The organism is Sphingobacterium sp. UBA5639 (genome assembly GCF_002421245.1).
In the GTDB taxonomy this organism is placed as follows: Bacteria; Bacteroidota; Bacteroidia; order Sphingobacteriales; family Sphingobacteriaceae; genus Sphingobacterium; species Sphingobacterium multivorum.
On record NZ_DIJR01000019.1, the window covers coordinates 129,825 to 150,831 of the forward strand.

A 21,007-nucleotide genomic window follows, 5' to 3' on the forward strand; every position below is an offset into this window, starting at 1 on the left:
AAAATGAAAAATAATGATAAAAAGCCAACCTCTATCGTAGTTTTTGGGGCAACAGGAGATTTGGCGAAAAGAAAATTATTTCCTGCATTTTTCAATCTGTTCCTGGAGGGTTGGTTTCCCGAGGAATTTGAAGTTCTTTCACTGGGAAGAACGGAACAGACACAGGAAGAATTCAGGAATTATATCCTTGAAAATATCAGGACATTTTCAAGAATCCAAAAATTCTCCCAGGAACAATGGAATAATTTCAGTGAGAAAATTAAATTTATCAGATTTGATATAACACAGGAGGAATCTTTTATCCGGTTGAAAAATGAACTTGATACCATTGATGTAAACTTGGGGATCAGATCCAACCGTCTGTTTTACCTTTCGGTAGCACCCAGTTTTATTGAAACGGTATCGAATAGCTTAAAAAATGCAGGTCTTACCGAGAATGTTGATCAGGACAGGATGATCATTGAAAAACCTTTTGGCTATGATAAGGCTTCGGCCGTAGCACTCAATAAGCTCCTTTCGCAGACTTTTAAGGAAGTGCAGATCTACCGAATCGATCATTACCTTGGAAAGGAGAATGTACAGAATATCCTGGCTTTCCGTTTTGGAAATACCATTTTTGAACCATTGTGGAATAATAATTATATCGATTCTGTACAGATTACCGTTGCGGAGACTGTCGGCGTTGAAGACCGGGGCGGATACTATGATGGGTCGGGTGCTCTCCGTGATATGATCCAGAACCATTTGATGCAGATTCTCTGCATGATTGCCATGGAAGCTCCCGCTGCATTTGAATCGTCAGAGATCAGGGACCGTAAAGTAGATGTGCTCAAAAGTGTCAGAAGGATGAATCTTGAGGATATCGGACATTATACGGTAAGAGCACAGTATATCGAGGGAGAGATTGACGGTAAAAAGAAACCTGGCTATTTGGAAGAACCCGGAGTGAATCCAAACTCAAATACCGAAACATATGTTGCGATGAAGTTTTACATTGACAATGAACGCTGGCGCGGGGTACCGTTCTATATGCGGACGGGCAAGCGCATGCAGGAAAAAAAATCTTCCATCGTGATCAGTTTCAAAGACGTCCCGTGCACGACATTTCGAGATGATCTGAATATTCTGTTCCCCAATAAACTGGTGATCAATATCCAGCCAGAAATGGACGTCAGGCTGTCGTTCATGACCAAAAAACCAGGTCTGGACATGAAGCTGAAACCGGCTGAAATGGTATTCGACTATTTTGAATGTTCATCGGAAACTCCTGAAGCTTATGAAACCTTACTCTTGGATGCTCTTGACGGGGATTCTACTCTTTTTATGCGTTCGGATCAGGTGGAGGAGGCCTGGGATGTTATCTCTAATATTCAGGCCGCCTGGGAAAGCGGAAATTCGCCAAAGATGGACACGTATGCTGCTGGAAGTGCGGGGCCTGCAGCTGCAGATGATTTATTGAAGAGACAGGGGCATCACTGGTTATCTACTTCTGCCGAAAAATTTAAAAAGGAACAAGATGCTTAATATATTTGCGACCACAGAAGAAATTTTCAAAGAAGCTGCAGCGGTTTTTATCAGTTCTGCAAATGAAGCGATTAGGCAGAAAGGATATTTTGCTGTTGCACTGACGGGCGGATCTTCACCGGAAGGCCTGTATAGGTTATTATCGGAAGATCAGTATAAAAACCAGATCGACTGGACCAAAGTACTGATCTTCTGGGGAGATGAAAGGTGGGTGCCACTTGACAATGACCTGAGCAATGCCAGGATGTCCTATGAGCAGCTCTTGGACAGAGTGCCTGTTCGGCCGGTCAATGTCTTTCCCATGTACCGGGACGGTATAACAGCAGAGGATTTTGCTGCTGTATATAATGTATTATTAAAAGAAATGCTGGGAAGTGATGGCAGAATGGATCTCATCCTTCTTGGAATGGGACAAGATGGGCATACTGCCTCGTTGTTTCCGGGAACCGAGGCGTTGGATGAAACAGAAAATTGGGTCACTGCGTATTATCTGGAACAGCAGCAGATGTACAGGATTACACTGACGGCCCCTTTTCTTAACAGGGCACGAAAACTACTCGTGATCTCTTTTGGAGAAACGAAGGCGGAAGCTCTCAAAGAGGTTATCGAGGGACCTTATAACCCCAGAATATACCCGGCACAATTGCTTGCGCCATCTCAGGGAGAATTATTATTTTTGGTAGACAAAAAAGCAGCAAAATATTTGCACGGCACTATTTAATATAAAAAATAAATATGATCACACATCATCTGAAAGATATTCAGCATAATTCTGAAAGGGCAATCACGCCCTTTCATATTTTTGAATTGGACAGGAATGCGCTGGAGGAATATAGGGAACCGCATACAAAAGACCATTTTTGTCTATTATTTGTTAAAAAAGGCAAAATGAAAATGCAGGTAGAGGACCGTCGGTACGATGTGACGGAAAATAACATCTGTGTTATATTTCCTGGACAGCTATCATCAAAAGAACAGATCAGCAGCAACTTTGAGGGCAAGATGATCCTGTTTGATGAAGTGCTGTTCTGTTCGGATATCCTTAAAAATGAGCTGAGTATTTACAATCACAACATTTCTGTCAAACTCAATCATATTGAACTGCCCGTAGCGGAGACCAAGGAAGTAGAGTTGCTGTTGGATCAGATAGAAAAACTATACCATGACCTAACATCGGTAAAGAAAGAACAGGCACGGTTTTACATCAAGATAACGTTACTTAAGCTGGTCGAGTTTGTCCACACGAAGTGGGACAAGAATAAACTGACCAATGAAAATACAAAACTCTATGGGAAATTTTTAGAATTACTGGAGCGGTATTACAAGACAGAACGTACAGTAAGCTGGTATGCGGAAAAATTGCTGATTTCACCCAAAAAATTAAATGAGATCACCAAGAAAACCGCGGGGCTGACCTCGATCGAAACCATCCACGCAAGGATCATGAATGAGATCAAGCAGCTGTTGCTGCTCTCCAGCTATTCCCATAAAGAAATTGCTTTCGAACTTGGCTTCAACTCACCCGCTGCACTTAATAAGTTTGTTAAGGCTAAGCTTGATGAAACACCCACGGACCTGCAGCAGCAATTGGCGCAAATGTATAAGACATAGGTATAAGTTGGTTGCGTGACCGCCGGAGAATTGAACGAGGTTTGTAACATAAATCTTAAACATATGTTACCAACGGTTAATTTAAAAGATACAGCGGCTTTTCAGAAGCTTACGGCACATTTCCAGATGATAAAAGATGTGCAGATCCGCAATTTGTTTATAGAAGATCCCCATCGCTTCTCCACGTTTTCAGTGCAATGGGGCGATGTACTGTTTGATTATTCAAAAAACAGAATTACTGGAGAGACGCTGAACCTTTTGCTGGAGCTGGCAAAAGAGGTGAAACTAGACCAGGCGATTGATAAAATGTTCGCTGGAGACAAGATCAATGCAACGGAGGGCAGGCCTGTTCTGCATACAGCACTGCGCCAGCCAAAAAATGCGGTAATTACTGTTGATGGAGTGAATATCATACCCCAGGTTCATGAAGTACTGGACCAGATGAAAAATTTCACACAGGATGTACTTTCGGGAAGCTGGACCGGATATACGGGAAAGGCGATAACTGATGTTGTCAATATCGGGATCGGTGGGTCAGATCTCGGCCCCGTCATGGTAACGGAGGCTTTAAAAGCATATAAAACGCCTCTGAATCTGCATTTTGTATCGAATGTCGATGGTACGCACATTTCTGAGGTCTTTAAGCATGTTAATCCTGAAACTACACTTTTTCTTATTGCTTCCAAAACATTTACCACCCAGGAAACGATGGCCAATGCCCATAGTGCGCGTTCTTGGCTGCTTGAGGCGGGGGCTGAAATAAAAGATATCGAAAAACATTTTGTTGCGCTGAGTACGAATGAAGCTGAGGTGGAAAAGTTCGGAATCAATACGCGTAATATGTTTGTGTTCTGGGACTGGGTAGGGGGCAGATATTCATTATGGTCCTCAATAGGACTATCCATCAGTCTTGGAATAGGATATGATAATTTCCAGGCGTTATTGGAGGGTGCCCATGAGGCCGACGAGCATTTTCAGCATGTTCCCTTTGAAAAGAACATTCCGGTAATCATGGCTCTTTTGGGGATCTGGTATATCAATTTTTATGGTGCTGAGACCTTGGGTATTTTTGCGTATGATCAATACCTGCACCGTTTTGCGGCCTATTTTCAACAGGGGGATATGGAGAGCAATGGTAAATATATCGACCGTAACGGTCATGTAGTTGATTATCAGACAGGACCTATAGTCTGGGGCGAACCTGGTACCAATGGACAACATGCGTTTTATCAGTTACTTCATCAGGGGACTAAGCTGATACCTTCGGATTTCATCGCGCCTGCTCAGAGTTTAAATCCGCTGGGAGAACATCATAAAATACTATTGTCCAATTTTTTTGCGCAGACCGAAGCACTGATGAACGGAAAGTCAGCGGAGGAAGTGATAACCGAATTGCAGGGATCAGGAAAATCGGCTGATGAAATCGAGCAGCAGCGTAAATACAAGTATTTCAGGGAAACCGTCCGACAAATTCATTTTTGCTGAAAAAGATAACGCCAAAATCATTGGGTAAACTGATCGCTCTTTATGAACATAAAATTTTTGTGCAAGGGGTCATCTGGAACATTTTCAGCTTTGATCAATGGGGTGTTGAACTTGGTAAACAATTAGCTAATGCTATCTTACCTGAACTTCAGGAGGATCACCAGGTTCAGGGCCACGACTCATCTACCAATGGGTTGATCAATCAATATAAGTCCTGGCGCTGATTCAGGATAGGTTTTACTCCGAGTATAAAAAGCAGAAGTAATAAACTTCTGCTTTTTATACTTGATACAGTACGCTATATGCTGTATGTCAGTGATTAAATGTATAAAAATGAATGTTGTGCTCAGTGTAAAGTATTTGATTTTGAATAGAATAACGGTTGTTTTCTGCCTTTTTGTTTTAATTTCAGTTGTTTATTCATAAGGGAGCAAATGTATATCATATAATATTCAATGTATAACATCAGCGTCTGTCATTGCAGTACTTTTGTATAAGAAATTTAAAATAAAATATGAGCAAATTATTTGTTGCCAGCGAAGTATTTCACGGAGCTGGAAGTTTATCAGAATTAAAGAACCTTTCAGGAAAGAAAGCGATCATTGTAACTGGTGGACAATCAATGAAAAGAAGTGGGACCTTAGATAGAGCACTTTCCTATTTAAACGAAGCAGGACTTGAAACTGCTGTTTTTGACGGTGTTGAAGAAGATCCGTCTTCGGAAACAAGTCTTAAGGGAGCTGCAGTGATGCGTGATTTTGAACCGGACTGGATTGTTGGTCTTGGGGGCTGTTCTGCAATCGATGCGGCAAAAATGATGTGGGTCTTCTATGAATATCCCGATGCCGATTTTGAGGCAATGACAAAACCTTTCACTGTTCCGACATTACGCCAGAAGGCTAAATTTGTAGCGATCCCTTCTACAAGTGGTACCGGAACAGAAACAACAGGTCTGGCGGTTATCACTGATAGAGAAAAAGGGGTGAAGTATCCGATCGTTTCTTACGAGCTAACTCCGGATATTGCAATTGTAGATGGAGAAATATGTGCTTCAATGCCGGCTCACATCACATCAAATACGGGGCTGGATGCTTTGACACATTGTGTGGAAGCCTATGTGTCGAATATTGAAGACAACTATGCAGATGTACTGGCAAAAGGAGGTCTGGAAATTGTTTTTCAGAATCTGGAAGAAGCGGTGAATAATCCGGGCAATATCAAGGCTCGTCAAAACATGCACGATGCTTCATTTATGGGAGGTTTAGCTTTTAATAATGCATGGTTGGGTATTGTACACTCATTATCGCATCAAGTTGGTGCCCTTTATGGTATTCCCCATGGTGCAGCCAACGCGATATTCCTTCCAAATGTGATCCGTTACAATCAGACAGCAACAAACAGATACCCTGATCTGGCCAAAATTGTTGGCAGGACATCAGCAGAGGAGCTGGCTCAGGAAATTGAGAAACTTAGAGCGTCCGTCAACAACATAGGTTCACTTAAAGCATTCGGTATTTCCCGTGAAGACTGGGAGAAAAATCTGGATTTCATCAGCAAAAATGCTTTAGAAGATCCATGTACAGGTTTCAATCCGCGTAAACCGACTTTACAGGACCTAAAAGATCTTTACAATGCTTCTTTTGAAGGCAATATCTATCAGAATTAGACCAGTTTGATGAAGAAAGTGGTTTACCCTTTAATTTAGGGTGGATCACTTTCCTCCGTTTGGTATTTTGGAACTATATTTATTAAATTGGAATCGGAAATTCTTATTTTGAATTCATATGTGTCCTAAATAAATTTTAGGATTCGATTTCTGTGGTACAAGCATAGCTTTTTTCATCATTTCGATATTGACCCCTATTTTTCAATCTGCGAAGATCTTTAGCTGTCCCTTTTTTCCTTTTATAGGCGGCCTGATAAAGGGATCATCTATCCATTGCCAGATGTTTATTTTCACGAAGATATTCATTCTGATGAATGCGACCAGATTGGACAGGTTCCAGTCATATTTGGCCTTTTTTTGTAAGTATTTTAACAGTAATATGCCAATGAGTGAAGTCCAGATCTGGATCATCACTGCATTTTCAGAAGTCCCTATGAATGTCGATACTTTTAAGCGCTGCTTTAGATGCTTGAAGAAGACTTCGATATGCCAGCGTTGTTTGTAGATGTTTGCAAGCAAAGAAGCCTTCCACTTCGTATTATTGGTCAAAAAGTGGTACTCATTGCCAGTGGTGCTGCGTAGACCGTTACTAATATCACGAACCGAATCTGCCGAGGAAAAATGACAGAAAAGCATACTGACTAGATGCGTCCAGCTGTTGATCCCTTCCTGATGTTTGTCACTTTTGTGCTTTGAAACCAAATCTTTGAATAATTCGCGGTCGATAAGAGATAAAATCTGACTAAAAACATTTAAATTTATCATGGCGGTGTGTTATAATTTTGCGATTTAAATATAGCAACTTTGCTATATCCAAACACCGCCACTTTTTAAACGTTTTGGACGCAAGTGTTTTGAATTGTATAGTAATAATAATGTTAAATAGAAAGTCCCATGATAATAAACCGCAGAGTTCCATTTAAATTTCTATTAAATGGAATTAAGGTACAATTGTTTACAGTTGCCCTTCTGGGGGTTACTTTTGGTCTATTACCATATTATGCGCCGGATATTTCCATTCACATAGCGACAACATTGGGTATTGCGATCTCGATTCTGTTATCGTATAAAATCAACCAGTTCTATAACCGGTGGTGGGAAGCCCATACCATCTGGGGAGCAATCGTAAATGACAGCCGTTCTCTGATCCTGCAGCTCCAGCTTTATGTGAAAACTGAAAACGTAGATGTGGCTAAAATTTCCCATTATCAGATTGGCTGGTGTAGAGCTTTAGAAAGAGCATTGAGGCGGCAGGATATTTGGCCTGTTCTAGAAGATTTGCTCAGCGGAGAGGAAATGAAAAAGCTCCGAGAACATTCAAATGTCCCCTTTGCGATCAGTCAATTACAGAATGGATGCTTGAAAAAACTTTATGATGAAAACCTGCTGAATGAATTTGCTCTGCTTCAGATTGAAAAAACATTAAATGATCTTGTAGCATCGATGGGAAGAGCAGAGCGGATTAAAAATACCGTTTTTTCACCGACATTTGGTCAGATATTGCATGCCGCCATCTATTTGTTTGCGGTTTTTCTAAGTCTGTCATCCTCGTTCCACTTAAACATTGTGCTGCAGGTTGTCATTCTTATTTCGGTTTCGATGATGTTTTTTTTCTTGGAAATGCTAGCGCATAGGCTTCAGGATCCTTTCAGCAACAGCCCTACGGATACGCTTATGACCGCACTTTCACGAACGATAGAGATCAATATCCGTCAACTATTCAATGAGAAGGAAATCCCAGATCCAATTGAGCCGCAGGGATTTTATCTTATGTAACCTTAAAGCATTGTTTTATGAAAATTTTTGGTAAAAATACAGAAGGCTCTAAAAAGAGAGACCTTTCAGATCAAAGTCCAAGCGAACAGAATTCCGAAGGTTTTGTACGTGTCAGGGGAGCCAAGGAACACAATCTCAAAGATGTTGATGTCGATATTCCCAGAAATAAGCTTGTCGTATTTACGGGGATATCGGGTTCGGGTAAATCTTCTCTTGCATTCGGTACGATCTATGCGGAAGCACAGCGAAGATATCTGGAGTCAGTGTCACCCTATGCAAGACGTTTATTTAATCAAATGAATGTTCCTGAGGTCAGTGCCATTCATGGACTGCCCCCGGCTGTTGCCCTGCAACAGAGCAGGGGAGGTACTACCGTCCGCTCTACAGTGGGAAGTGTAACGACTATTTCCAATTTATTGAGGATGTTATATTCCCGGGCAGGGGATTATCCGCCCAAACAGTCTATCATCTATGCAGAAGGATTTTCTCCCAATACGCCCGAAGGAGCATGTCCTGTATGCCATGGTATCGGACGCATTTACGATGTCACAGAAAAATCGATGGTACCGGATGATTCCCTGACAATACGTGAACGGGCAGTAGCTGCCTGGCCATCGGCTTGGCAAGGGCAAAATCTCCGGGAAATTTTGATGACTTTAGGATTTGATGTCGATAAGCCGTGGAAGGATCTGCCGAAAAAGGACCGGGACTGGATACTATTTACCGATGAAACACCTACAGTACCCGTGTATTCAGGGCTGTCTGCAGCGGAGGTAAACCGCGCAGTGAAAATGAAATTGCCGCCAAGCTATATGGGAACTTTTACCGGTGCCAAACGCTATGTTCTGCAAACATTTGCAAATACCAACAGTCCGATGATGAAGAGGCGGGTATCACAGTATATGCTGAATACGGAATGTTCGGAATGTCACGGAAAGAGATTAAAAAAAGAATCTTTGGCTGTAAAATTTGAGGGATTCGACATCGCTGATCTTTCCAATCAGTCGTTATCTCAGCTGATGGCCATTTTTACCCCATATGCGGAGGGTAGATTTTTATCTAATGATAAAGATAAACATCCTGAGAAAGCGATCGTTGCCCAAAATATTGCGGTAGATCTTGTTGCACGGCTAAAAATCATGATTGATCTCGGTCTGGGCTATCTTTCGCTGGAGCGGAGCACGCCAAGTATTTCTCCCGGCGAATTACAGCGGTTAAGGCTGGCGACACAGGTACATTCTAATCTGTTTGGCGTAATTTACGTTCTGGATGAACCGTCAGCGGGTCTTCATCCTGCAGATACAGAAGCCTTGTTGGCTGTTTTGATAAAATTGAAAGATGCGGGTAATTCAATGTTTATCGTAGAGCATGAGGTTGATATTATCCGACATTGTGACTGGGTTGTGGATGTTGGGCCACAGGCGGGAGCCAATGGCGGGGAAATATTATATAGCGGTCCTCTGGAAGGACTACAATCTGTAGAACGGTCAGTAACCCGTCATTATATTGATCCGGTTCCTGTTACCAAAGAGGTTGTCAGGACAGCTGAGCACTGGCTGCGAGCCAGTAATATCACCAGAAATAATATCCAAAACCTGGATGTGTCAATTCCCTTGGGCGTTCTCACCAGTATTACAGGTACTTCAGGGTCAGGTAAAAGCAGTCTGGTAAGTCAGGCGCTGGTAGACTTGATATCGGATTATTTGGGACAGGATATGGAGGAAAGCAGCGATGAACAGCCTGAACTATCACAGGAAACCAATATTCAGACTTCAGGTGTTATCACAAACGGCATGGAACACATCAAGCGGCTGGTAAGAGTTGACCAAAAGCCAATCGGCAGAACACCACGTTCAAATCTGGCAACCTATACGGGGCTGTTTGACAGGGTAAGGCAATTATTTGCTGAAACTGAGCTAGCTAAAAAAAGGAAATATGATGTGGGACGTTTTTCTTTTAATGTAGCCAAGGGACGATGTGCACACTGCAAAGGAGAAGGGTTTGTTATGGTAGAACTGTTATTCCTTCCCAGTGTTTATACACCATGTCCGACCTGTAAGGGAACCCGATATAATGACAAAACACTGGAAGTAAAGTATGACGATAAAAATATTGCCGAAGTTTTGGACATGACTGTGGATCAGGCCTGGGATTTTTTCAGCAGCGACAGGTCTTTAAGGCAAAGTCTTGAAGTCCTCAGACAGGTCGGTTTGGGTTATATACGTCTTGGACAGCCGGCCACAGAATTATCTGGGGGAGAAGCACAGCGTATCAAATTGGCATCGGAACTGCAGCGTACGCAAAAAGGGAAAACTTTATACGTTTTGGACGAACCGACGACAGGACTGCATCCGTCTGATGTGGAAAAGTTGATAGGTCAGCTGAATTTTTTGGTTGATGCCGGAAATACCGTGATTACGGTTGAACATGATATGCATGTTGTGGCCTCCAGTGACTGGGTGATAGATCTGGGACCCGGTGCGGGTAAAGATGGCGGAAAGATAATTGCTGAAGGAGCTCCCGCGGAAGTAGCTAAGAATAAGCAAAGCAAAACAGCTAAATATTTGGCTGCCTATGTTTAAAAAATGAAAATTAAAGGACGCGATGTCCGCTATTAACAAAATAAATATGTCGTATGAATACAGACTTAATTGGACTCATTGCAGGTGTCTTAACTTCATTTGCAATGATGCCCCAATTGATAAAGGTAATAAGATCCAGAAATGCGGATGACATTTCAATCTTAATACTTATTGTTTTACTTTCAGGTCTTTCCCTCTGGGTCTGGTATGGAATCATGAAAGAGGGTTGGCAGATCATCCTATCGAATTCCTTTGCCGTTCTGGTCAATTTATCCCTCCTGGCTTACTGTATTATTTCCAGAAAGGGATTTAACAGGTGCAGATCCGAAATGTATGGCATCCTGCTATCAAATCTGGCGGCTGCGAAAATTGGGATTAAGTAAATTTTATTTGGTCAATAGTAAATATAAAAAGACTTAAGTATGAAATCTTATCGGATAAATCACGTAAATTTAAGCGACGGTTCTAAATTGGATTCCAGACTGGAGCACCGGAGGACTTTTAATCTTCCGAATTGTGAGCTCAACATATTTGAAACATTTCATAAAAGTGACAATGTAATACTTTCATATAGTGGTGGATTGGTAGTTTCAAGTATGATGAGAGGAGAAAAAGTGATGTCCGAGGATGGGCAGGAGGCATTTGACTTTCTGCCCGGTCAAAGTGTGATCCTTCCTGACGGACTAACCATGAATGTAGGTTTTCCAGACGCAGATGAAAATCGTCCCGTTCAATGTATCACTCTTACATTGGACTGGGATACTGTTCACAAAAATCTTGACTATCTAAATGAGAGATATTCAAATCGTCAGGCACCTTTTGAATGGAAACTTGATTTTTCGCATCAGCATTCGAAAATAGCATGGAGCTTGTAACAAGTCTCAATAAACTTGTTAACCTTAGTATGGAGGAAGGTTTTGCAAAAGAGGCAATTGCGGACCTCTCTCTTAAAGTACTTCTATTAAGGCTTCTTCAGACCCAGAACCGTTTGTCAGTGAACAGCAATCAACCAATGCATGACAATAGAATTCAACCGGCGATCAATTACGTGCATAAGCACCTTACGGAAAAAATAACTGTTGAAAAATTGGCAAGAGAATGCTGTTTGAGCCAATCATCTTTTTATCAATATTTTAAAAATATACTGGACATAACTCCTTTGGAATGTGTTCTGCGTACGCGCATAGACCATGCAAAAAAATAATGGCTGACAGTTCCGTTACTGTGACTGAAGCCTGTTACGCATCAGGTTTATTAATGTGAATCATTTCATTAAAATTTTTAAAAGGCTTGAGGGGCTTTCTCCGGGCCAATATAGACACTGATTAACGCAAAGTGCGCGTTAAATAGGTATGTAATTGGTTAAGCTGAGAAATTTAAAAAAGGTGGGACATTTATTCGATGTCCCACCTTTACTTTTTATTTTCGCTCTACGTGAGTTTACGAACGGTTTTTTATCATGCCATGTGGATCGATAATTAACTTTTTGCTTGAACCATCCGAAAAGTCTTTATAGGCTTGTGGTGCTTCGTCAAGGCTGATAACCTGCGGGTTCATGATCGTTTTCATGGAGATACGGCCCCTTAGAATGGCCTGCATAATTTGATAATTGTAACGTCCAATTGGAGCCATTCCCGTTTGAATATGAAATGACTTAAGCCAACCTTTTCCCCAGTCGACAGTCAGTTTACCGTGCTTAGCATTCTCATCACGTCCTCCTGGGTCAGAAGGAGTATAGATACCTGGAGTCCCTATACCTCCGCTTACGCGAACAACATCGAAAAGATCATTGATAACTGCGTTGGGATTTTCTATTTTGTAGTCTTCATCACCATGTCCATGTGCCTCATAACCTACGGCATCCACACCGGCATCCACTTCTGGTACTCCGAGAATCTGTTCGATCTGTTCTGCTACACTGGCATCAAGGGTAAGATCAACAGTTTCCATTCCCGCCTGTTTGACAAGTTCCAACCGCTCCTTGTTCATATCTCCTACAATAACGCAGGAAGCTCCAAGAAGCTTTGCTGATTCTGCGGCGCAGCGTCCCACAGGTCCAGCACCAGCAATAATAAACGGTTGATCCTGTTGTCACACCAGCAGCGTGACGTAAGCTTTTTTGGGTTGATTTTTTAGATATCTAAAAAATTGAGGAAGAGAAGATTTTTTCTGAACAATTAAGGGAGGATTTTGCTGAGTTTTTGCAAAATCCTCCCTTAAATATAATGGTATTATCTTAGGCTATTTGGCAGCTAAAATGTCCAATTTTTCAATAGACGGAGGTGTTGCCAATAGGTCTGGTGCATTTTCCATTAATGCTTTTGCGATCTTACCGCCAAGGTGTGCCTCTCTACCTTCTTCGTTTGAAAAAGTATCGTAAATACCGAAGGTAGAAGCATCAATACGGAATGCATACCACGTAACGGTACCGGCTTCTTCAAGAGCAAGCGGTAATGCTCCTGTAATAAAATCTTCAACGTTTTTTTCTTGGCCGGCCTTTGCTTCCAACCGAACTAACAATCCTAATTTTTTCATTTTTTTTATTTTTTAGTTAAACAATTCTTTCATCAGACCAAATTAGAAAAACCAGCGCTGCTTCGTTTATTGGTTTGGTTCAATAAGTTATGAAAAGAGGTCAATTTGAGTGGATGTGGTTGGGGCTATACCCAAATTCATTTTTAAAGGCTGCACTAAAATTTGACAAGCTGCCATAGCCAAAGTCCATAAAAATTTCGGAAGGTGTGACTTGATTATTATGTAACAATTCTTTGGCCTTGTTAAGCCGTTTTTGCCGAAACCATTTCCCTGGAGATTCCTGGTATATACTTATAAATTTTCTCTTAAAAGTAGAGGCACTCATATTGCACAGAAAGGCTATTTCGTCAATATTCAAGTTCGTATAAAGGTTCTTTTCAATTACCATTTTAAATGATAATTCTCTTTCATTGATTAGTAAATAATGTAAGTAATCTAAAAATACCGTCCCATATTTATCCGCCAGATAAAGCATTATTTCTTCAAATTTCAGTTCCAAAATCTTTTGAGAGATAGATTGTTGCAAACCAAAAATTTGTTGGAGCGAATGAATATAATGGATGATAAAATTGTCTTTCTCTAAAAGGAAATAAGGTATATCCGTTATCTTTTTATCTGAGGCATTCTGACTGAAAGAATGGGAATGTTTCAATAAAAAATCGGTGATGTTTTTGTGAGAAAAGAAGAAGAGTAAACAACGGTATGAACTTACACCTACCAGTTCGGTAACCAAAACATTATTAGATGTGATAAGTAGCGATTGTGTTTCATTGATTGAAATGATATCATTAGAAAAGTGAATGTTTTTTTGACCATCCAATAAGAAACTGAATACATTTTTATCCAGGCCAATCTTGTTTCTAGAACCGTTCTTATACACTTCGTAATTGAAAATTTGCAAATCCGAAGTATGAGTTTCGTTATGTTCCCATAGATCTTCGGGAAGGTTTGTAATGTCCATCGTCAAAATTAAATTGATTTTTTACGGAGTGTTCTTTGGTTGTGTCATTAAGAAATTCGTTCCAAAAGCGATTTTAGCCATTTGAGTTTTTCTTGCTGTAAGGAGGGTACTTGATAACGCCTTACTACCTGACGAATAGATAAGCTCAAAAAGCTGTTGCTTTCTTTCATCCATCTTTTTCGGGAATATTTCCAAAAGTTTTTCCGAAACCTTTTCTGCAAAGCTATCTAAGCTTGTAAGGTCTTCTTTAGAAATATCCCAAAGATCTGCGGGAAGCCGAATCTCATCTTTTCCAAAATCTGTCCCTTTGTATCCGAGCAGGTATTCGGCACCGAGCAAGGTAAGACATACCATAAAAAGCTTTGTTTGCGTTTTGAAAATATACCGGCTTGCTTTTTTATCCAGATTAAATAATTCGGCTACCAATGGTTCCTGATCTGTACAACTAAACATAATGTCCACTCTTCCATCGGGAAAAATAATGACTTCTTTATCTTCATCGGTATGATTGGCACATAGCAGGAAACTCTCCACAAAACCGGAGAGCCGTTCGTCTGGAACAATTTTTATGTACTCAAAATCTTGCATCGTTTTTATGTGCATTTGACCTGGGAAGAAATATTGGATATTCTTAATCAATCCGTCAGATGAATTATATATGCAAAACTAACAAAATAAAAAAACAGTCTAAAATACACCACCACACTCGGCAAATGCTGAGTGTGGTGGTGTAAGATTTTACCATTAATGAAGTCGTATGGGCTGTTACAACTTATAGATTTCTTTTAATGCTTCTTTCAATGCCAAAGGTTTTCTTCCCAAAAGGTTTTCCAAATCGTTTGTTACCTCTTCAAACTGGTGGTTTTTCTGATCTTCGGCAAAACCGGCGGTTAGTAAAATGGCAAATTCGGGAACGTTAAACTGCTTTAGTTTTTCGGTAAACTCTGTTGGGTCGGCATTGGTGTAAGAAACCGATTTGCCTGATAATTCCGAAAGAGCCTGAGCTACATCGGTGTACGAATACAGTTCGCTGCCTGTAATTTCATAGGTTTTATTTTCGTGTCCGTCCTGCAACAAAACATTGGCAACAGCTTCTCCCATTTCCCTGCGGAGGGCAAACGGTGCTTTACCATCACCGGCAGGTAGGTAAATTCCGGCTTCAAAAACGTGCTCTCCCACATACATCGGTATCACATCGGTGTACAACGCATTGCGGAGAAACGTATAGACAAGGCCGCTTTCCTTGATGGCATCTTCTGTTTCGAAATGGCTTGCCATCAACCATTTGATAGCGGATGTGCTCAGATCTTTCAGCGAAACACCAGTGTAAATAATATGTTGTACACCCGCTTTTTTGGCAACTTCTACTACGGCTTTTTGCTGTTCGCCCCTGTTTTGAGCTACCGTTGAAATCAGTAAAAGTTTGTCTATTTCTGCAAAGGCTTTTTCCAGCGATGCTGGATCGTCAAAATCGCCAATGCGTACCTGTACACCCTTATCTTTCAATGCCTTTGCTTTTTCCTCGCTTCTCGCCAATGCAACAAAGTTCTCTGTTGAGGTATGTTTTAACAACTGGTCTATTACCGCTGTTCCCAAATGCCCTGTGGCTCCTGTTACTAAAATCATTTTTTCTATTTGTTTACTTTTTCTAATGTGACAAAGTTACCTATATTTGCTATATATTTTATATGACTATACTATTGTATAGTGCTATATAGATGTATAGTTCATATAAATAAAAGTAGTTGTTGACAGGAATTTTACGAACAAAATAATTGGAATGATAGATAGCAGGTATTCAGATAGTATGAAGTGTGACAGGGGTTTAATCATGGCACTGACAGACACGCTGAATGTGGTGAGCGGCAAATGGAAACTGGCGGTGGTATGCACCTTGCTCAGTGGTAAAAAACGTTTTACGGATATACAAAGGGCAATTACGGATATTACGCCCCGAATGGTTTCCAAGGAGCTGAAAGAGCTTGAAGTCAACGGCGTGGTCAGGAGAAATGTGATTAACTCCACACCGGTTTTGATCGAGTATGAATTGACACCTTCAGGTGAGCAGCTTTATGAGGTCATCCAAAAAATGGTGGAATGGGGCTTGCAACATCGGGAGATTACGCTTAATGGGATGGAGGAAAGAAAGGATGATGAAGTCATTATATCCGGGTAAACTGTTTTTTAAAACCGGTTACTTTCTATTCTGGGGTTTCAAATTCAGCACCACGATCTCGCTCTTTGTGCCTACACGCATCGGCGGGCCGTACATACCGATGCCCTGCGACACAAAAACGTTCGTGTTTCCGTATCGGTGCAGTCCTTTGTTGTATTCAAAATCCATTTGGGCTACCCAGGTCATGGGGAACAATTGTCCGCCGTGGGGATGTCCTGCCAGATACAGATCCACACCATGCTCGTCGGCATATCGGATACCGCTGGGACCGTGATGCAATACGACGGTTGGTCTGGAAGCATCCGGTTTCAGCTTGATAAGCATTTCCTGAACAGTAGAAGTAGCCGATAAGGTATTCCGGTCTGCTTTTTCACGGTTGGCAGGCATAAAATTCAGTCCTATAATCTGTAGCTCACCAAACGTGGTCATTTCATCTTCCAATACACGTACGCCCACTTTCCGCACTGTTGGGTGTCTGTACAATATCTATTGATGATCCGAACGTGGTACGAATCTGATACGAAGCAGACTTATCTCCCTATTCCCGCCATTCACCGAATTTTCCCGATCGTTAGTCTAAAGCCCATGGGCTAGAAGCCTATTATGTGGTAGTTTTGAGTCAACAAATAAGAACAACAGAACTAACACAATAAAAAAAGACATTATGAAAACTCTAGTAAAAACATTCGTAGCAGCAGCTTTAATCGCTGTATCAACTTTCACTATGGCAGCTGAAGGACCTGTAGCAAAAGCAACAAAAGCAAACGTTAACCTTTCCACCGCAGATTTCGCTTTAGCGCACTATGTTGCGGTCACTACGGATGGGGAATCAGCAGGTGTAGAGCAGTTATTTGCAGCTGATTTTAATCAAAAGATCCAAGTTACCAATGCACAAAGTAACAGCCGTAGCGAAGTGGTTAAATCCTTGAAAAAGCAAAAAGGGGAAAAGCTGAACTGCACAGTAAGCACAGACATCATTGAGGAATCGGCAGACTATACGGTGGCTAAAGTGACTTTGAAATTTGAGGATTTCACCAAGACAGATCTAGTTACTTTGGAGCGTGTGGGCAATGATTGGAAAGTATCCAAATCAATCAATTCTTATAAATAGAATTTTACAACTGGTGGTTTGCTGCAAATAAATGACAAACCACTAGTGAATCAAATGTTTAAATTTAGTTTAGAAGCTAGGTCGTGAGATCTGGCTTTTTTGTTTTGTCATGCAATGTGCGTTACTCGTTGATTGCCGATCATCAAACTTTAAATTCTGGCGCAATCATCACTTTTTCCTCTTTTACGTTATTGAGGAAATCGCTGTATTTTATAGGTAATTTTTTACGATGAAAATAAAAATAGAAGTCAAATGAACCGCCCACGATCCCATTTCCTGGTACGTATATAAATCTGTCAATACCTCTATCTACTTCCAGCTCATGGTCATGCGTATGCCAGTCTGTATAAGTCCAAAATTGATAACCCATTTTACCATTTTTAAACTTGACGATCTTAGATAAATATTCTCTTCGGTCTCTTAGATAATCGAAAGTAGGATAGTCGTAAGGGGTATTGCCGATAGTGTAAGCAGGAAATTCTTCATGCGGAAATCTCTTTTTAAAAATAGCTTCCATTTCAGTAATTTTAATAGGCTCTTGCTCAATATTTATTGTCCCAAATATATTCTGAAAAATGGAAGGCCTATTTCTGACGGCAAAAAATTGTATAAGACAATGTTTGGACGAATAGTATTTGTTGCCAATTTTCCGGATAATTTGATATTCGTCGAAATATTTAGTTTTTGCACCGTATGTTTTATCAAAATCAGCGTATGTATTGGCTCTTAATAGCCTTTTAAGGTATTGGTGGGGTATCGTATCATTTTTGATACTATCCAGATGAATTTCAGTCCAATCACGGTTCCCTTCCAAATCTGGAAGAACGGCAATAAGAATTAGATTAAGGTCTTTTTGCTGGTCCAATTTATTTCGATCTATAGCTATACCATCGATGAACGTCAGTGAAAATAGCTCAACGCTCTTCTTGATACCATACAAGTTATCTGTAGATAATTTGTAATTATCTAAGATACAGCCCTGTGGCTGATCAGGTAATAAGATATATTTGACGTTGGCTGATAAACTGAGCGAAACAATTAATAATGGCATCAAAAGCCATAATCTGAACCGTTTAATTATATGTTGTTTCATCTTTTCTTTCGCTATGGTTAATAACTCTATTTTTCTCCGCTTCGCTAAAATCATTTAATGAACCGACTTTGGTGAATAGCATTTTTAATGTGATGAGCGATCATTAAACTTTAAATTCTGGCGCAATCATCACTTTTTCCTCTTTCACATTATTCAGAAAGTCGCTATACTTTATGGGCAATTTCTTACGATGAAAATAAAAATAGAAGTCAAATGAACCGCCCACGATCCCTTTTCCAGGCACGTATACAAATCTGTCTATTCCTCTATCTACCTCCAACTCATGATCATGCGTATGCCAGTTGGTATAGGTCCAAAACTGGTAACCAATTTCGTTATTTTGGAACTTGATGGTTTTTGACAAATATTCTTTCCGATCTCTTAAATAATCAATAGCGCTACTGTAGGAATAAGGTGTGTCGCCGATCGTATATGGTGGAAAGTTAGTGCCGGGGTATCTCTTTTTAAAAATAGTTTCCATTTCTGTAATCTTGAGCGGTTCTTGCTCAATATTTATTGTCCCAAACACATGCTGAAAAATGGAAGGCCTATTTCTGACGGCAAAAAATTGAATTAAACAATGTTTAGACGCAAAGTATTTGTTGCCAATTTTCCGGATAATTTGATATTCGTCAAAATATTTAGTTTTTGGACCATAAGGGTCATCTAAACCTGAAAGAGTATTTATTCGGAATAATCTATTTAATACCGAAGTAGTAATAATGTCGTCTTTAATAGTATCGAGATTAATTTCTTTCCAATCTGTGCTCCCTAACAAATCGGGGAGGACAGCAATAAGTATTATATTGAGCTGCGTGTTGGCATTAATTTTATCTTTACTTATTGAGTCCGGTCCATTATGGAATGTGAGTGTAAATAACTCTACATTCTTTTCTATACCGTATAGTTTTTCTGTTGATAATTTGTACTGATCAATTGAATAGTTCTCCGGCTTATCCGGCATAACAAAATATTTTGGTCGGCTAAATAAACTAACATTGACAAATATAAATGACAATAAAAGTAATAATCTGAACAGTTTAATTACATGTTGTTCCATCTTTTCCTTCTCTATGTTAATAACAGTATTCTTCTCAGCTCCGCTAAAATCATTGACACCATCGGCCTTGGCGAATCGCGTTTTTTAATTGTTGTTAAAAGATAATAAAAATAATTTCACTTTCCTCGCCGTTCCATTCCCGCCATTCACCGAGTTTTCCCGATCGTTGGTCTAAAGCCGATAGGCTAGGAGCGTATTGTGTCGTAGTTTTGAGTCAACAAATAACAACAGATAAAAAACTAACACAATAAAATAAAGACATTATGAAAGCATTAGTAAAAACATTCGCAGCAGCAGCCCTAATCGCCGTATCAACTTTCGCTATGGCAGCTGAAGGACCAGGAGCAAAAGCAACAAAAGCAAACGTTAACCTTTCCACAGCAGACTTCGCTTTAGAACACTATGTAGCGGTAACTACAGCGGGAGAAACAGCAGGAGTAGAGCAGCTATTCGCTGAAGATTTCAATCAAAAGATCCAAGCTTCCAATGCACAAAGTAACAGCCGTAGCGAAGTGGTTAAATCCTTGAAAAAACAAAAAGGCGAAAAGCTAAACTGTACAGTAAGCACCGACATCTTAGAAGAATCAGCTGATTATATGGTAGCGAAAGTGACTCTAAAGTTTGAAAACTTCACCAAAACAGATTTAGTTACCTTGGAGCATGTGGGGAATGACTGGAAAGTATCCAAATCGATCAATTCGTATAAATAGTATTTAATAACTAGTTGTCTGCTCGGACAGATCGGTAGCAGACAACTAGTGAATCATATGTTTATTAAGGCCACGTCGGGAGATGTGGCTTTTTTATTTTGTCATGCAATGTGCGTTACTCGTTGATTGCCGATTAAGGTTTTAGTTCAAAAAAGTATGTTAGATGATTGGTATGAGATGAAGAATAAGCCGATAGTTTTAAAAGTGTTAGTCTGTTGATAGTGAGTGTTTTAGGTGTTTTTTTTGAGTAGGGGGAGTTCAAAGACGTTTCCAGTTGTTCGGAATTTCCGAACATCCACTCCGCACTGTTCAATTCTCGCTAAAACGAGACTCGTGATGTGAAATTTAAAATTAGTAATTCAAGACTGAATTCTCTACTTTTAAATGCTCCAGTTTTTTGGGGAGAGGTCAGTTTTTCCGAATCCAACTTACGGAATATGTGGTATTTTTACCAGACCTTTCCCGACTTGGACCGATTCTCTACGCAACGCGTAGAGAATCTCCAATCCGTTACGCACTGCGTAACGAATCTCAGCTGGACAATAATCCAGCGGATTTATTAAAGCCTCCTATATTACCTAGTTTCTGTATATGCCCGAAGATCTGACTGTAAATGACAGGAACTTCAAGTTAGGAAAAAGATTAGGGAAAGAAATAGTTGTAAGTGCTTGCTCGGAATTTCTGACATACCACTTAATTTGGCGCAATCGAAGGTAA

The 21,007-nt window shown here is 40.4% G+C and carries 22 protein-coding genes and 1 pseudogene; 14 read left to right on the forward strand and 9 right to left on the reverse strand.

What is annotated here, in order from left to right; genetic code table 11:
• Window positions 1-3: 3 nt before the first annotated feature.
• The 5 genes and pseudogenes from zwf (at window position 4) to B4Z90_RS11535 (ending at window position 6,286) form a co-directional block, all read left to right on the forward strand.
• Entirely contained in the window at window positions 4-1,524 is a 1,521-nt protein-coding gene (gene zwf / locus B4Z90_RS11515; RefSeq protein WP_070564624.1) for a glucose-6-phosphate dehydrogenase, read from the forward strand.
• Window positions 1,517-2,245: a 6-phosphogluconolactonase gene (gene pgl, locus B4Z90_RS11520; RefSeq protein WP_286709538.1), complete on the forward strand. Its 729-nt coding sequence runs from the start codon at window positions 1,517-1,519 to the stop codon at window positions 2,243-2,245. The genes zwf and pgl overlap by 8 nt, the downstream gene beginning before the upstream one ends.
• A gap of 14 nt (window positions 2,246-2,259) precedes the next feature.
• Window positions 2,260-3,135: an AraC family transcriptional regulator gene (locus B4Z90_RS11525; RefSeq protein WP_034722848.1), complete on the forward strand. Its 876-nt coding sequence runs from the start codon at window positions 2,260-2,262 to the stop codon at window positions 3,133-3,135.
• 63 nt (window positions 3,136-3,198) lie between these two features.
• Window positions 3,199-4,844 (forward strand): annotated as a pseudogene (gene pgi, locus B4Z90_RS11530) (glucose-6-phosphate isomerase).
• 290 nt (window positions 4,845-5,134) lie between these two features.
• Window positions 5,135-6,286 (forward strand): iron-containing alcohol dehydrogenase, encoded by a 1,152-nt coding sequence (locus B4Z90_RS11535; protein ID WP_070564616.1) that lies wholly within the window; start codon window positions 5,135-5,137, stop codon window positions 6,284-6,286.
• Window positions 6,287-6,487: 201 nt separating this feature from the next.
• Here the strand turns inward: B4Z90_RS11535 and B4Z90_RS11540 are convergent, their stop codons facing one another.
• Entirely contained in the window at window positions 6,488-7,051 is a 564-nt protein-coding gene (locus tag B4Z90_RS11540) for a DUF4372 domain-containing protein (protein ID WP_286802256.1), read from the reverse strand.
• Between the two features lie 129 nt (window positions 7,052-7,180).
• On the opposite strand from B4Z90_RS11540, the gene B4Z90_RS11545 reads away from it, so the two are divergent.
• From B4Z90_RS11545 to B4Z90_RS25190, 6 genes are read left to right on the forward strand one after another with little or no spacing between them, the layout of a single operon-like run.
• Entirely contained in the window at window positions 7,181-8,062 is an 882-nt protein-coding gene (locus B4Z90_RS11545; RefSeq protein ID WP_070561057.1) for a bestrophin family protein, read from the forward strand.
• A 17-nt stretch (window positions 8,063-8,079) separates the two neighbouring features.
• Window positions 8,080-10,644, forward strand: a complete 2,565-nt coding sequence (gene uvrA / locus B4Z90_RS11550) for an excinuclease ABC subunit UvrA (RefSeq protein ID WP_070561056.1) — start codon at window positions 8,080-8,082, stop codon at window positions 10,642-10,644.
• A gap of 53 nt (window positions 10,645-10,697) precedes the next feature.
• The gene (locus tag B4Z90_RS11555) at window positions 10,698-11,027 is read left to right on the forward strand and encodes a SemiSWEET transporter (protein ID WP_070561055.1); all 330 of its coding nucleotides are present in this window, start codon (window positions 10,698-10,700) and stop codon (window positions 11,025-11,027) included.
• 39 nt (window positions 11,028-11,066) lie between these two features.
• Window positions 11,067-11,519, forward strand: coding sequence for an AraC family transcriptional regulator N-terminal domain-containing protein (locus tag B4Z90_RS11560; RefSeq protein ID WP_070561054.1), 453 nt, complete (start codon window positions 11,067-11,069; stop codon window positions 11,517-11,519).
• Window positions 11,507-11,848, forward strand: a complete 342-nt coding sequence (locus tag B4Z90_RS11565) for an AraC family transcriptional regulator (protein ID WP_070561053.1) — start codon at window positions 11,507-11,509, stop codon at window positions 11,846-11,848. The genes B4Z90_RS11560 and B4Z90_RS11565 overlap by 13 nt, the downstream gene beginning before the upstream one ends.
• A gap of 49 nt (window positions 11,849-11,897) precedes the next feature.
• Window positions 11,898-11,969, forward strand: coding sequence for an AraC family transcriptional regulator (locus B4Z90_RS25190; protein WP_376746119.1), 72 nt, complete (start codon window positions 11,898-11,900; stop codon window positions 11,967-11,969).
• A gap of 115 nt (window positions 11,970-12,084) precedes the next feature.
• Here the strand turns inward: B4Z90_RS25190 and B4Z90_RS11570 are convergent, their stop codons facing one another.
• The 5 genes from B4Z90_RS11570 to B4Z90_RS11590 form a co-directional block, all read right to left on the reverse strand.
• On the reverse strand, window positions 12,085-12,696 hold the full coding sequence (locus B4Z90_RS11570) for a hypothetical protein (protein ID WP_333802797.1): 612 nt from the start codon (window positions 12,694-12,696) through the stop codon (window positions 12,085-12,087).
• A gap of 189 nt (window positions 12,697-12,885) precedes the next feature.
• Window positions 12,886-13,179: a putative quinol monooxygenase gene (locus B4Z90_RS11575; protein WP_047096321.1), complete on the reverse strand. Its 294-nt coding sequence runs from the start codon at window positions 13,177-13,179 to the stop codon at window positions 12,886-12,888.
• Window positions 13,180-13,279: 100 nt separating this feature from the next.
• Window positions 13,280-14,140, reverse strand: a complete 861-nt coding sequence (locus B4Z90_RS11580; protein ID WP_070561051.1) for a helix-turn-helix domain-containing protein — start codon at window positions 14,138-14,140, stop codon at window positions 13,280-13,282.
• Between the two features lie 21 nt (window positions 14,141-14,161).
• On the reverse strand, window positions 14,162-14,728 hold the full coding sequence (locus tag B4Z90_RS11585; RefSeq protein ID WP_070561050.1) for a hypothetical protein: 567 nt from the start codon (window positions 14,726-14,728) through the stop codon (window positions 14,162-14,164).
• A gap of 177 nt (window positions 14,729-14,905) precedes the next feature.
• A complete protein-coding gene (locus B4Z90_RS11590) occupies window positions 14,906-15,766 on the reverse strand; it encodes an SDR family oxidoreductase (protein ID WP_070561049.1) in 861 nt (286 codons plus the stop codon).
• A 205-nt stretch (window positions 15,767-15,971) separates the two neighbouring features.
• On the opposite strand from B4Z90_RS11590, the gene B4Z90_RS11595 reads away from it, so the two are divergent.
• Window positions 15,972-16,316 carry a winged helix-turn-helix transcriptional regulator gene (locus B4Z90_RS11595; protein ID WP_217493502.1) on the forward strand — a complete coding sequence of 115 codons (345 nt, stop codon included), beginning with the start codon at window positions 15,972-15,974 and terminating at the stop codon, window positions 16,314-16,316.
• A gap of 18 nt (window positions 16,317-16,334) precedes the next feature.
• Here B4Z90_RS11595 and B4Z90_RS11600 read toward each other — a convergent pair whose 3' ends face one another.
• Window positions 16,335-16,781, reverse strand: coding sequence for a hypothetical protein (locus B4Z90_RS11600; RefSeq protein ID WP_286727980.1), 447 nt, complete (start codon window positions 16,779-16,781; stop codon window positions 16,335-16,337).
• Window positions 16,782-16,980: 199 nt separating this feature from the next.
• On the opposite strand from B4Z90_RS11600, the gene B4Z90_RS11605 reads away from it, so the two are divergent.
• A complete protein-coding gene (locus B4Z90_RS11605) occupies window positions 16,981-17,427 on the forward strand; it encodes a nuclear transport factor 2 family protein (protein ID WP_139144870.1) in 447 nt (148 codons plus the stop codon).
• Between the two features lie 142 nt (window positions 17,428-17,569).
• Here the strand turns inward: B4Z90_RS11605 and B4Z90_RS11610 are convergent, their stop codons facing one another.
• Both B4Z90_RS11610 and B4Z90_RS11615 read right to left on the reverse strand, forming a co-directional pair.
• Window positions 17,570-18,520 carry a hypothetical protein gene (locus B4Z90_RS11610; RefSeq protein WP_286710165.1) on the reverse strand — a complete coding sequence of 317 codons (951 nt, stop codon included), beginning with the start codon at window positions 18,518-18,520 and terminating at the stop codon, window positions 17,570-17,572.
• Between the two features lie 103 nt (window positions 18,521-18,623).
• On the reverse strand, window positions 18,624-19,484 hold the full coding sequence (locus B4Z90_RS11615; RefSeq protein WP_286710166.1) for a hypothetical protein: 861 nt from the start codon (window positions 19,482-19,484) through the stop codon (window positions 18,624-18,626).
• Between the two features lie 359 nt (window positions 19,485-19,843).
• Between B4Z90_RS11615 and B4Z90_RS11620 the strand changes: the two genes are divergently transcribed.
• Window positions 19,844-20,290 carry a hypothetical protein gene (locus B4Z90_RS11620; RefSeq protein ID WP_286727978.1) on the forward strand — a complete coding sequence of 149 codons (447 nt, stop codon included), beginning with the start codon at window positions 19,844-19,846 and terminating at the stop codon, window positions 20,288-20,290.
• Window positions 20,291-21,007: the final 717 nt, after the last annotated feature.

Coding starts and splice junctions, on each gene's coding strand:
- zwf (WP_070564624.1), top strand. CDS start 4: ATGAAAAATAATGATAAAAAGCCAACCTCTATCGTAGTTTTTGGGGCA.
- pgl (WP_286709538.1), top strand. CDS start 1,517: ATGCTTAATATATTTGCGACCACAGAAGAAATTTTCAAAGAAGCTGCA.
- B4Z90_RS11525 (WP_034722848.1), top strand. CDS start 2,260: ATGATCACACATCATCTGAAAGATATTCAGCATAATTCTGAAAGGGCA.
- B4Z90_RS11535 (WP_070564616.1), top strand. CDS start 5,135: ATGAGCAAATTATTTGTTGCCAGCGAAGTATTTCACGGAGCTGGAAGT.
- B4Z90_RS11540 (WP_286802256.1), bottom strand. CDS start 7,051: ATGATAAATTTAAATGTTTTTAGTCAGATTTTATCTCTTATCGACCGC.
- B4Z90_RS11545 (WP_070561057.1), top strand. CDS start 7,181: ATGATAATAAACCGCAGAGTTCCATTTAAATTTCTATTAAATGGAATT.
- uvrA (WP_070561056.1), top strand. CDS start 8,080: ATGAAAATTTTTGGTAAAAATACAGAAGGCTCTAAAAAGAGAGACCTT.
- B4Z90_RS11555 (WP_070561055.1), top strand. CDS start 10,698: ATGAATACAGACTTAATTGGACTCATTGCAGGTGTCTTAACTTCATTT.
- B4Z90_RS11560 (WP_070561054.1), top strand. CDS start 11,067: ATGAAATCTTATCGGATAAATCACGTAAATTTAAGCGACGGTTCTAAA.
- B4Z90_RS11565 (WP_070561053.1), top strand. CDS start 11,507: ATGGAGCTTGTAACAAGTCTCAATAAACTTGTTAACCTTAGTATGGAG.
- B4Z90_RS11575 (WP_047096321.1), bottom strand. CDS start 13,179: ATGAAAAAATTAGGATTGTTAGTTCGGTTGGAAGCAAAGGCCGGCCAA.
- B4Z90_RS11580 (WP_070561051.1), bottom strand. CDS start 14,140: ATGGACATTACAAACCTTCCCGAAGATCTATGGGAACATAACGAAACT.
- B4Z90_RS11585 (WP_070561050.1), bottom strand. CDS start 14,728: ATGCAAGATTTTGAGTACATAAAAATTGTTCCAGACGAACGGCTCTCC.
- B4Z90_RS11590 (WP_070561049.1), bottom strand. CDS start 15,766: ATGATTTTAGTAACAGGAGCCACAGGGCATTTGGGAACAGCGGTAATA.
- B4Z90_RS11595 (WP_217493502.1), top strand. CDS start 15,972: ATGGCACTGACAGACACGCTGAATGTGGTGAGCGGCAAATGGAAACTG.
- B4Z90_RS11605 (WP_139144870.1), top strand. CDS start 16,981: ATGAAAACTCTAGTAAAAACATTCGTAGCAGCAGCTTTAATCGCTGTA.
- B4Z90_RS11610 (WP_286710165.1), bottom strand. CDS start 18,520: ATGAAACAACATATAATTAAACGGTTCAGATTATGGCTTTTGATGCCA.
- B4Z90_RS11615 (WP_286710166.1), bottom strand. CDS start 19,484: ATGCCGGATAAGCCGGAGAACTATTCAATTGATCAGTACAAATTATCA.
- B4Z90_RS11620 (WP_286727978.1), top strand. CDS start 19,844: ATGAAAGCATTAGTAAAAACATTCGCAGCAGCAGCCCTAATCGCCGTA.